The 11,422-nt window shown below is 58.8% G+C and carries 11 protein-coding genes; 2 read left to right on the forward strand and 9 right to left on the reverse strand.

Annotation, left to right across the window (positions count from 1 at the left end; translation table 11 throughout):
• Positions 1 to 2: 2 nt before the first annotated feature.
• The 6 genes from ccoO (IAI51_RS26010) to ccoN (IAI51_RS26035) form a co-directional block, all read right to left on the reverse strand.
• Positions 3 to 611 carry a cytochrome-c oxidase, cbb3-type subunit II gene (gene ccoO / locus IAI51_RS26010; RefSeq protein ID WP_095047713.1) on the reverse strand — a complete coding sequence of 203 codons (609 nt, stop codon included), beginning with the start codon at positions 609 to 611 and terminating at the stop codon, positions 3 to 5.
• On the reverse strand, positions 611 to 2,053 hold the full coding sequence (gene ccoN / locus IAI51_RS26015; RefSeq protein WP_187681077.1) for a cytochrome-c oxidase, cbb3-type subunit I: 1,443 nt from the start codon (positions 2,051 to 2,053) through the stop codon (positions 611 to 613). The genes ccoO (IAI51_RS26010) and ccoN (IAI51_RS26015) overlap by 1 nt, the downstream gene beginning before the upstream one ends.
• A 482-nt stretch (positions 2,054 to 2,535) precedes the next feature.
• Positions 2,536 to 3,489: a cytochrome-c oxidase, cbb3-type subunit III gene (gene ccoP, locus IAI51_RS26020; protein WP_187681078.1), complete on the reverse strand. Its 954-nt coding sequence runs from the start codon at positions 3,487 to 3,489 to the stop codon at positions 2,536 to 2,538.
• Entirely contained in the window at positions 3,486 to 3,683 is a 198-nt protein-coding gene (locus IAI51_RS26025) for a cbb3-type cytochrome oxidase subunit 3 (protein ID WP_187681079.1), read from the reverse strand. Before IAI51_RS26025 ends, ccoP begins: the two co-directional genes overlap by 4 nt.
• 5 nt (positions 3,684 to 3,688) lie before the next feature.
• Positions 3,689 to 4,297, reverse strand: a complete 609-nt coding sequence (gene ccoO / locus IAI51_RS26030; protein ID WP_003223389.1) for a cytochrome-c oxidase, cbb3-type subunit II — start codon at positions 4,295 to 4,297, stop codon at positions 3,689 to 3,691.
• 10 nt (positions 4,298 to 4,307) lie between these two features.
• Entirely contained in the window at positions 4,308 to 5,732 is a 1,425-nt protein-coding gene (ccoN, locus tag IAI51_RS26035) for a cytochrome-c oxidase, cbb3-type subunit I (protein WP_187681080.1), read from the reverse strand.
• A gap of 95 nt (positions 5,733 to 5,827) precedes the next feature.
• Here ccoN (IAI51_RS26035) and IAI51_RS26040 point away from each other — a divergent pair, with 95 nt between their 5' ends.
• Positions 5,828 to 6,508, forward strand: coding sequence for an alpha/beta family hydrolase (locus tag IAI51_RS26040; RefSeq protein ID WP_187681081.1), 681 nt, complete (start codon positions 5,828 to 5,830; stop codon positions 6,506 to 6,508).
• A gap of 1,054 nt (positions 6,509 to 7,562) precedes the next feature.
• Positions 7,563 to 7,928, forward strand: coding sequence for a DUF6124 family protein (locus tag IAI51_RS26045; protein WP_187681082.1), 366 nt, complete (start codon positions 7,563 to 7,565; stop codon positions 7,926 to 7,928).
• 65 nt (positions 7,929 to 7,993) lie between these two features.
• Here IAI51_RS26045 and IAI51_RS26050 read toward each other — a convergent pair whose 3' ends face one another.
• From IAI51_RS26050 to IAI51_RS26060, 3 genes are all read right to left on the reverse strand, one after another.
• Positions 7,994 to 8,467 carry a hypothetical protein gene (locus IAI51_RS26050; protein WP_187681083.1) on the reverse strand — a complete coding sequence of 158 codons (474 nt, stop codon included), beginning with the start codon at positions 8,465 to 8,467 and terminating at the stop codon, positions 7,994 to 7,996.
• 310 nt (positions 8,468 to 8,777) lie between these two features.
• A complete protein-coding gene (locus IAI51_RS26055) occupies positions 8,778 to 10,343 on the reverse strand; it encodes a methyl-accepting chemotaxis protein (protein WP_187681084.1) in 1,566 nt (521 codons plus the stop codon).
• Between the two features lie 102 nt (positions 10,344 to 10,445).
• Positions 10,446 to 11,237 (reverse strand): CPBP family intramembrane glutamic endopeptidase, encoded by a 792-nt coding sequence (locus IAI51_RS26060; RefSeq protein WP_187681085.1) that lies wholly within the window; start codon positions 11,235 to 11,237, stop codon positions 10,446 to 10,448.
• Between the last annotated feature and the right edge of the window lie 185 nt (positions 11,238 to 11,422).

Below are 11,422 nucleotides of genomic sequence, written 5' to 3' on the forward strand. Positions count from 1 at the left end.
ATTCACCGTTTGCTTTTGATGATGGTGCCCAGGCCTTGCAGATAGGCCACCAGCGCGTCCATTTCGGTTTTGCCCTTCACGGCATCTTTGGCACCGGCGATGTCTTCGTCGGTGTAAGGGACGCCGAGCGTGCGCAACACTTCCATTTTCTTGGCCGTGTCTTTGCCGTCGAGCTTGTTTTCCACGAGGAACGGGTAAGCCGGCATTTTCGACTCTGGGACGACGTTGCGCGGGTTGTACAAGTGCGCACGTTGCCAGTCATCGGAGTAACGACCGCCCACACGGGCCAGGTCCGGACCGGTACGTTTGGAACCCCACAGGAATGGGTGATCCCAGACGCTTTCACCGGCGACGGAGTAGTGGCCATAGCGTTCGGTTTCAGCGCGGAACGGTCGGATCATCTGCGAGTGGCAGCCGACACAACCGTTGGCGATGTAAACGTCGCGGCCTTCCAGTTCCAGCGCCGAACGCGGCTTCATGCCTTCGACCGGCTTGTTGGTGACGTCCTGGAAAAACAGCGGAACGATTTGGGTCAGGCCGCCAACGCTGACAGCGATGACCATGAAGAAGGCCAGCAGGCCAATATTCTTCTCGACAGCTTCATGCTTCATCAGTGAGCTCCAACGACAGCGATCTGGGCGGCGGCTTCGGCTTCAGCCGGGTTCGAGGCGCGCACGGTGCGCCAGACGTTGTACGCCATCAGGAACATGCCGCTGGCGAAGAACGCACCGCCCAGCGCACGGACGATGTAGCCCGGGTGGCTGGCTTGCAGCGCTTCAACGAACGAGTAGGTGAGGGTGCCGTCGTCGTTGATTGCACGCCACATCAGGCCTTGTGTGATGCCGTTGACCCACATCGAAGCGATGTAGAGCACGGTGCCGATGGTCGCGAGCCAGAAGTGCGCGTTGATCAGGCCGGTGCTGTGCATCTGCGCGCGACCGAACAGTCGCGGGATCATGTGGTAGATCGCGCCGATCGAGATCATCGCCACCCAGCCCAGAGCGCCGGCGTGTACGTGGCCGATGGTCCAGTCGGTGTAGTGCGAGAGCGAGTTGACGGTCTTGATCGCCATCATCGGACCTTCGAAGGTCGACATGCCGTAGAACGCCAGGGAAACCACGAGGAAACGCAGGATCGGGTCGGTGCGCAACTTATGCCACGCGCCCGACAGGGTCATCATGCCGTTGATCATGCCGCCCCAGCTTGGCGCCAGCAGAATGATCGACATCGCCATGCCCAGCGATTGAGCCCAATCCGGCAGCGCGGTGTAGTGCAGGTGGTGCGGGCCAGCCCAGATGTACAGGGTGATCAGTGCCCAGAAGTGCACGATCGACAGTCGATAGGAGTAGATCGGACGTTCGGCCTGTTTCGGCACGAAGTAGTACATCATCCCGAGGAAACCGGTGGTCAGGAAAAAGCCCACGGCGTTGTGGCCGTACCACCACTGAATCATCGCGTCGGTGGCACCCGAGTAAGCCGAGTAGGACTTGAACAGGCTGACCGGCAGCGACATGTGGTTGACGATGTGCAGCATCGCGGTCACGACAATGAACGCGCCGTAGAACCAGTTGCCGACATAGATGTGCTTTGTGTTGCGCTTGGTGATGGTGCCGAAAAACACCAGACCGTAAGTGACCCAGACAATGGCCAGCAGAATGGCGAGCGGCCATTCCAGTTCCGCGTATTCCTTGGTGGTGGTGTAACCCAGCGGCAAGGTAATGATTGCGCCGACGATCACCGCTTGCCAGCCCCAGAAGGTGAAGGCAGCGAGGCTGTCGGAAATCAGTCGCGTCTGGCAGGTTCGCTGCACGACATAGTAGGAAGTGGCAAACAGTGCACAGCCACCGAAGGCAAAAATCACCAGGTTTGTGTGCAACGGGCGCAGGCGTCCAAAGCTCGTCCACGGCAGACCGAAGTTCAATTCCGGCCAGACCAGTTGCGAGGCGATGAAGACACCGAGCCCCATGCCAAGGATCCCCCAGACCACCGTCATGATGGCGAACTGGCGGACTACCTTATAGTTATAAGCAGTCGGACTGATTGCTGTGCTCATTCTAAGGTTCCACGGTTTGGGTGTTTTATTAGGATTAGAATCGGCCGCAAGTATGCAGAGAGCAGGGGGTCATTGCAACGCGCCATGACCTGGGTCAATGCTTTCCAGCGCTGATTCTGCGGCCTTTCCATGCGCCGCGTAAGGTCAAAATTGGCCTCGGACAAAATGTCGCAGCGGACGAAAAAAGCGAGGGGTTCAGATCGCGCGTAACGGGGTGTGTTCAAACGGCCTGTTCGGGTGACGGACGGCAAATGGCACGACAGCCGGTATCTGCCGGCCTTTGCGGCCACGTCAGTCAGCCGGTTCTAAGAACACAGCGGTTAGCGTTGACCTGGAACCGGCACGAGCCAGTCCGCATCGACCAAGCGTAGACCCGAATCCGGGGAACCGAAAGGAGAGGTTGAAAAGGGGTGCGACAATGCGTCGCAAAGGGGTGGGGATCTGCCGCACCGAGAATGGTGCGGCAGAGGTGTGTGCAATGATTACTTTTTATTGTCTTCAGTAATCAGTTTGTCTGTATTCAATCCATGGCTAAGACTGTACACATAAGCTGCCAGCAATTGCACTTTATCGTTGCCCAGCAGTTCGTTCTGCGCCGGCATGTGGCCTTGGCGACCATGGCGGATGGTCTGTTCAAGCTGGGTCAGGCTGGTGCCATAGATAAACCCGGCCGGGTGCGTCAGGTTCGGCGCCCCCATGGCTTCAGTGCCGTGGCCGGTTGCCCCGTGGCAGGCGACGCACGTGGTGCTGAACGCCTGCTGCCCGGCTTGCAGATCTGCCTTGCTGTCGGCTGGCAATGGCAAACCGGCCAGTTCGTGACGCACGTAAGCGGCGACGTTCTTCACCCCAGCCTCGCCGAGCACTTCGCCCCAGGCGGGCATGGCCGCCATCCGGCCACCCATGATGGTGGTCTTGATGGTGTCGGCATCGCCGCCCCAGCGCCAGTCGCTGTCGGCCAGGTTAGGGAAACCGAATGCACCCTTGGCGTCCGAGCCGTGGCACACCGAGCAGTTTGAGGCGAACAAGCGGCCACCCATTTTCAGCGCCTGTGGGTCCTTCGCTACTTCTTCCACTGGCATGGCGGCAAATTTGGCGAAGATCGGGCCGAATTTGGCGTCAGCCTTGTTCATCTCCTTTTCCCACTCATGCACGCCGGTCCAGCCATCCTCGTAGCCGGGCAGGATGCCTTTCCAGTTACCCAGGCCCGGATACAGAATCAGATAGCCCACGGAAAACACCAGCGTGCCGGCGAACAGCATGAACCACCACTGCGGCAGCGGGTTGTCGTACTCCTCGATGCCGTCGAAGCTGTGGCCCATGGTCTGGTCGACGCTGCCCTTGGTCTCGCCCCGGCGGGTGCCGATCAGCAGCCACGTCAGGCCGATCAGGCTGCCGATGGTCAGTACGCAGATCCACGTACTCCAGAAGGTGGTCATGGCCGGGTACTCCTTGGTTCAGATGCTGGGGGGGTGTCGGGTTGCGGCTCGTCGGCGAACGGCAGCAGGCGGGCTTCGGCAAATTCCGGATTGCGCTTGCGGTTGAACACCCAAAGCGTCAGGCCGACGAAGGCGACAAACACCACGACCGTGCCGAGGCCGCGAATCAGGCCTGCACTCATTTCAATGACCATCGTGCTCACCTCTTGCTCTTGATCGCAGTGCCGAGCACTTGCAGGTAGGAGACGAGGGCATCCATTTCGGTCTTGCCCTTGAGGCTGGCCACCGCACCGCTGATGTCGTCGTCGGTGTACGGCACGCCGAGGGTGCGCATGGTCTTGAGCTTGGTTTCGGTATGGCTGCTGTCGACCGCTTGCGTGACCAGCCATGGATAGGCCGGCATTTTCGATTCGGGCACAACGTTGCGCGGGTTGTACAAGTGCGCACGGTGCCAGTCATCCGAGTAACGCGCGCCAACCCGGGCAAGGTCCGGACCGGTACGTTTCGAACCCCACAGGAACGGGTGATCCCACACGCTTTCACCGGCCACCGAGTAGTGCCCGTAGCGTTCGGTTTCGGCGCGGAACGGCCGGATCATCTGCGAGTGGCAACCGACGCAGCCTTCGCGGATGTAGATGTCGCGGCCTTCCAGTTGCAGCGCGGTGTAGGGCTTCATGCCTTCCACCGGTTTGTTGGTGACGTCTTGGAAGAACAGCGGGACGATCTGGGTCAGGCCGCCGATGCTTACGGCGAACACCATCAGCAACATCAGCAGGCCGACGTTCTTTTCAATCGTTTCGTGTTTCATGGCGGACTCCTCAGGCCATCTGCGCGGCGGCAACGACGTCAGCAGGCTGCGAGGCCCGCACGGTGCGCCAGGTGTTGTAAGCCATCAGGAACATGCCGCTGAGGAAGATCGCCCCGCCAATCAGCCGCACGACAAAACCTGGGTGGCTGGCCACCAGGGTTTCGACGAAGGAGTAGGTCAGCGTGCCGTCCTCGTTCACCGCGCGCCACATCAGGCCCTGGGCGATGCCGTTGACCCACATCGAAGCGATGTAGAGCACGGTGCCGATGGTCGCGAGCCAGAAGTGCGCGTTGATCAGGCCGACGCTGTGCATCTGCTCTTTGCCGAAGATTTTCGGGATCATGTGGTACAGCGCGCCGATCGAGATCATTGCCACCCAGCCGAGGGCGCCAGCGTGTACGTGGCCGATGGTCCAGTCGGTGTAGTGGGAGAGGGCGTTGACGGTCTTGATCGCCATCATCGGGCCTTCGAAGGTCGACATGCCGTAGAACGCCAGCGACACCACGAGGAAGCGCAGGATCGGGTCGCTGCGCAACTTATGCCACGCGCCCGAGAGGGTCATCATGCCGTTGATCATGCCGCCCCAACTCGGTGCCAGTAGCACCAGCGACATCACCATGCCCAGCGATTGTGCCCAGTCCGGCAGTGCGGTGTAGTGCAAGTGGTGCGGGCCGGCCCAGATGTACAGGGTGATCAGCGCCCAGAAGTGCACGATCGACAAACGATAGGAATACACCGGACGCTCGGCCTGTTTCGGCACGAAGTAGTACATCATCCCGAGGAAACCGGCGGTGAGGAAAAAGCCTACGGCGTTGTGGCCGTACCACCATTGCACCATCGCGTCGGTCGCACCGGCATACACCGAGTAGGACTTGGTGAAACTCACCGGCAACTCAAGATTGTTGACGATGTGCAGAATCGCCACGGTGATGATGAACGCACCGAAGAACCAATTGCCGACATAAATGTGCTTGGTCTTGCGCTGCATGATCGTGCCGAAGAACACGACCGCGTAGGCGACCCAGACGATGGTGATCAGGATGTCGATCGGCCATTCCAGCTCGGCGTATTCCTTGGAACTGGTGTAACCGAGCGGCAGGCTGATTGCCGCCAACAGGATTACAAGCTGCCAGCCCCAGAAGCAGAACGCGGCGATTTTCGGTGCAAACAGCTGAGTCTGGCAGGTGCGTTGCACCGAGTAGAACGAACTGGCGAACAGTGCGCAGCCACCGAAGGCGAAGATCACCGCGTTGGTGTGCAGCGGGCGCAAGCGGCCAAAACTGGTCCAGGGCAAATTGAAGTTGAGTTCGGGCCAGACCAATTGAGCGGCGAGAAAAACCCCGAGCCCCATGCCGACGATGCCCCACACCACCGTCATAATGGCGAATTGGCGGACCACCTTGTAGTTGTAGGCGGTACTGATAGAAGTGTTCATGGTTCCCCATCCACGGTTCAGCCGAAGTGAGCGCACGCAGAAAACGCTGCGAATCCTTCGTCTGGAGTTATAGGCAGACTAAAAGCGAGGCAAGCATGGACAAACAGCACAAGGCCAGTATTGACGGGGATCAATGGGCGCAGTGCGTACGTGATCATGGGTGGTTATGGGATGCGGCTGTGGGTGAGGCTTCGGCGACGTTTATCCTGGCGCATGGGGCGGGTGCGCCGATGGATAGCGAGTGGATGACGGATATGGCTGGGCGCCTTGCTGGGCTTGGGGTGAACGTGTTGCGGTTTGAGTTTCCGTATATGGCGCAGCGGCGGGTGGATGGGGGCAAGCGGCCGCCGAATCCTGCGCCGAAACTGCTTGAGTGCTGGCGCGAGGTTTTCTCTGAAGTGCGACGTCATGTCGCTGGGACTTTGGCCGTTGGTGGGAAGTCGATGGGGGGGCGGATGGCGAGTCTTTTGGCTGACGAATTGGGTGCCGATGCGCTGGTGTGTTTGGGCTATCCGTTTTATGCGGTGGGTAAGCCGGAGAAGCCTCGGGTTGAGCATTTGGCTTCTTTGAAAACTCGGACGTTGATTGTGCAGGGGGAGCGGGATGCGCTGGGCAATCGGGAGGCGGTTGAGGCTTATTTGTTATCGCCGAGTATTGAGGTGTTTTGGCTTGTGGCGGGGGATCATGACCTGAAGCCGCTCAAGGTTTCCGGGTTTACGCATGAGCAGCATTTGGCCAGTGCCGCGCAGAAAGTAGCCGAGTTTCTCAGCAGCTGACCGAGCTGGTCTGAGATTTTGAACTGCATGAAGATCTGCTCCCTTTCCCCTCGCCCCCATGGGGGGAGAGGGCTGGGGTGAGGGGGATCGATTTCAGCTACGACATATTTTTTGGGTGCATATCCGTTGCTGCGGTGATGGCTTATTACGGTTCCGCCCTTACGGCGGGTCACTTTTTACAAACGCCTAAAAAGTAACCAAAAACGCTTGCTCCTACGTGCGGCCCGCTCGCTGGGGCTCGGGGTTCCTTCGCTCCGGGATCGATCCGGGCGCAGCGTCTCCGGTTTGCTGCGCTGCACCTCCTCTCGCTGTGTTTGGCTTCGCCAAACGGTCGCTGCGCTCCCACGCCCAGATCGATCCCTCCACTCAGCCTTCCGACGTCGCCCGCGGATCAAGATCAAGAGCAGGCGAGCTGACACTCGGCCTATTGAGTGGTGAAGGGCGGGGCGTAGTCGGCTTTGGATTTGTGGTGGATTTTTCCCTCACCCCAGCCCTCTCCCGGAGGGAGAGGGAGCCGATTTGTGGGCCTTTCAGAATCTGAGTTCGACTCGGTATCGCACGTCGGCGTATCTCTTCCATTCCACGCGGTCAGTCCCCTCTCCCTCTGGGAGAGGGTTAGGGTGAGGGGCTATTTCGCTGACACGATAAAAAACTTGAAGCGCTCACTGTCCAGCATTTCCTGTGCGTAAACATGATTTTGTGAGCACGTTTAAATTACACAACCCGTTACGCCATCGGGCCTACAACACCTTGCGCCGTTACCTACGCGTACGCCAGAATCCGCCGGCTTACACGGCTATGCAGTGGGCTATATCGTTCCCCTGTCACTGAAAAACAGTGATCGGGTTTGGTAGCCCGCTTCGAAACCGTCGTATGGCGTCACCGTAAGCAGTCCCTTTTTGGGGCTCAGATTTTTATGGTGGACATGCGTGGGGCTCATTCGTGAGCGCCGGGTTTCCCGTTTCGACCGGTCTACCAACCCACGTATGGCCACCACCCACTCGTTTGGTAGCGAGGGTGATGGCTCCTAATATTCGAAACTGGAGTTACACCAATGTTCAAAATCACACCCAACCCACCGCACACCGATCCGATACCCCATGACCCTGCGCTTGACCCGCAAAAGGTAAAAGAGGCAACCGATCGCGCCCTCGACTACTACCTCAAACCCGAAGACCTGGCGGCTCCGCCAAAATCGCCCAAGTTTCGCCCCGTGTTTCTCGTTGACCCCACACTGGATGACGAAACCCTGCTCGTCGAAGCCTGTGAATCGCTGTCGTACGCCCATGCTATTGCCGGTAATATCGCCAACTCGGTGGGTGGCCCGGAGCGCAAACCGCTGCTGGCGCTGCAACAGGTGATCATGCTGAACGAGCTGTTGGTCAATCGATTGCTGGATAACCTGCGTTTGCCTCAATAATTTCGAAGCGATGAGCGGGGCGCGAGCCCCCCTCATTGCGCAGAGGCCGTAGTGCCGATACCGATTTATTGATCGGATCTTGTCAGTTTGAAAGTGCCACTTGGCGCCAAACGGTAGCCGTTGGATTTGAAAGTGGCAACGAAATCACCCTGAACGGTGCCTTTGGTGCGGTCCAGCCTGATAGTCAGTTGCGCATCATCCGCGTCGACAAATCTGACGCCTTCAAAACCCGGTGGTGCGGGAATCGAGTGGCCATGGGAAAGCGCGAGTCCTTGGCCATCGTTTAGTGTGTAGGTGTACTCCATAACGTCTTGATCGAGGTATGGCACGCTTAAAGTAAAACTGAAAAAGTCTCCCGCTTCCGAAGAGCCGGTCAAGCCGGTAAATACCCTGCTTTCTTCGCCGGTAGGTGGAAATACGTGGTGATAAAACATGGTTGATTCGGCCGCAATTTCGTTGTCTCCCAAGTTCCAATGGAACTCGTTGCCGGCGGACAGAATTCTGTTTTTCGATGGGATGAACAGGTTCTTCGCGCTCATGATGAAATCCCTCTCCTTAGAAATATATGACAGACGGGCCAAAAGCCTGAACGGCATAAATGCGCTCTAAGGAACGCGCGCGTCTACTGTAAAACCTGACAGCTAGACAGCGTCGGGCAAGTGTGGATGCGTAGGCAAACCAAGGTAGTCAGCGAATTCCGGCTCTGGCGCCATCCATTTCCGACCTGCAATAAAAAACCCGGAAGCTTTCGCTGTCCGGGTTTTTTTAATGAAGAGCAAGATCAAAAGATCGCAGCCTTCGGCAGCTCCTACAGAGATCGACGTAGAGGCTGCTGCGATCTTTTGCTTGTCAGCGGTTAAACCGCTCCACCAACGAATACTGCGTATTGGCCGTCTTCGTCAGCTCTTCACTCAGCAATGCCGAGTTGTGCGCCTGTTCCGAGGTCTGATCCGCCAGTTCCGAAATATTGCTGATGTTGCGGCTGATTTCTTCAGCCACGGCACTTTGCTCTTCGGTCGCCGCAGCAATCTGCGTGGTCATGTCGGTGATGTTGGCCACCGCTTCACTGATACCCACCAACGCCTGATCCGCTTCCAGCACCCGCGCTACACCTTCTTCAGCCTGGCGATGCCCGGCTTCCATGGTTTGTACCGCACTCGAAGCAGTCTGTTGCAACTTGGCGATCAGCGCATGAATCTGCCCAGTCGATTCGCTGGTGCGTTGTGCCAATTGACGCACTTCGTCAGCCACCACGGCAAAGCCACGGCCCATCTCGCCGGCACGGGCCGCTTCGATGGCGGCGTTGAGGGCGAGCAGGTTGGTCTGGTCGGCGATGCCTTTGATCACGTCGACCACGCCGCCGATTTCGTCGCTGTCCTTGGCCAGTTGGGTCACGGTCAGGCCGGTTTCACCCACGACGACGGACAGACGCTGAATGGCTTCGCGAGTTTCGCCGGCGATGTCGCGGCCGCGACCGGTCAGGCGATTGGCCTCTTGAGTGGCGTCAGCCGTGCGCTGCACGTGGCTGGCGACTTCCTGAGTGGTTGCGGCCATCTGGTTGACGGCGGTGGCGACTTGTTCGGTTTCCACGCGCTGGCGTTCCAGGCCGGTCGAGCTGCTGTGTGCCAGAGCGTCGGACTGCTTGGCCTGATCGGTCAGGTGCTCGGCAGTGTCCTGCAGTCGGGTCAGGCAGGTTTTCAGACGGGCTTCCTGACTGAGGATCGCCATTTCCAGACGCGCCTGAGAGCCACGGCTGTCGGTGTACATCTGCGCGATCAGCGGGTCGGACGTGGTCTGTTCGGCCAGACGCAGCAAGCGCTTGAGGCCTCGCTGCTGCCATTGCAGACCTAATAGGCCGAGTGGCACCGACAGACCAGCGGCGAGGGCAAAGCCCCACTGCGAGTTCAGGGTTGCGCCGATGACGAAGCTAAGCTGGCTGACCAGAATGAACGGCAGCCAGTCTTGCAGCACCGGCAGCCATTTATCGCTGGAAGGAATCGCCGACTTGCCCTGGTTGATGCGTTGGTAAAGCGCTTCGGCACGGCGGATCTGTTCGGCGGTGGGTTTGATCCGCACCGACTCGTAACCGACCACTTGATTGCCTTCAAACACCGGTGTCACGTAGGCGTTAACCCAGTAGTGGTCCCCGGACTTGCAGCGATTCTTGACAATGCCCATCCATGGCAAGCCTTGTTTCAGTGTGCCCCACATGTGCGAAAACACCGCCGCCGGGACGTCGGGGTGACGAACCAGGTTGTGCGGCGCACGGATCAGTTCCTCACGCGAAAACCCGCTGATCTCGACGAAAGCGTCGTTGCAGTAGGTGATCATGCCCTTGGCGTCGGTTGTGGAAATCAACCGTTGCTGAGCCGGGAAAGTCCGTTCGCGTTGTGTGATGGGCTGGTTATTACGCATGGTTTTTCAATCCGCAAGGCTTTGAAAGGTTGTCGGCGGTGTCAGCTTTTTATTGAAATTTTTTTTCAGATTTATGTACGGCGTCGCAAAACCGGCCTTGCTTCAGCCCGCGAGCATCGGATAGGTGAACAAGCCGAAATGCAGCAGGTTCAGCCCGAAATGCGTGGCTATCGCCGCGCCGAGTCCGCCAAAACGGTAGGCCAGACCATAGCCGACACCTGCCAGACCCGCCAGCAACACCCATGTCCAGCCAGCGCCGATATGCGCCAGTGCGAACAATGATGAAGCCAGCAGCAGGGCGAGATTTTCGCCGTATGGCAGGTGCTTGAAGCGTCGGCTCAGGCCGCCCTGTATATAGCCGCGAAACAGCGCTTCCTCGACCAGCGTCACCAGCAGCAGATTATTCAGCACCCACAGCCACGCCTGATCCGGCCACTTCGGCGCCCAGGCGATCACGCCCAGCAACACGGCACCGCCGAGGGCGAGGACTGCGCTCAAGGTCAGGGCCAGGGCGGTGGCGTACACCGTCAGCCGCAACGAACGCCGCGCGACAATCCATGGGCAGACCAGCAACAGCCAGAGGCCGATCAGCGGTTTGTCCTGATTCAGGTACATCGAGAATGGTACGGCGTTGTCGGTGAAGCGTTGCGGGTCGATGGCGCGACCGTTGTAGAAACCGGGCAACCAATGCAACGCCAGCGCCAACGCCAGAACGACGAACAGACCGTGACCGAGATAGCGCGCGACCGGCACGTGTTGCTGACGTACGGCAAAACCGGCGAAGAGCAGAAGCCCGACAGAAATCAGCGCGAGCCAGCCGAGTTGGCCGTAACTCAGCGCCAATCCGTAGCCGATACCGAGAAGTGCCAGATAAAGCCATGGCAGAGACTTCATAGAGGGTCCTTGTGCAGATTTTGTGGAAAGGCTTTCTACACGGACGGGCAGCGGGGGACAAGTGAAGGTGAAGAGCAAAGCAGGGGCTGAAGCCAGTGACAGCCGACCTGTAGGAGCTGCCGAAGGCTGCGATCTTTTGATCTTGATCTTGATCTTGAAAAAGCCAAAGTCAAAAGATCGCAGCC

It is taken from the genome of Pseudomonas sp. N40(2020) (genome assembly GCF_014472415.1).
GTDB lineage: Bacteria > Pseudomonadota > Gammaproteobacteria > Pseudomonadales > Pseudomonadaceae > Aquipseudomonas.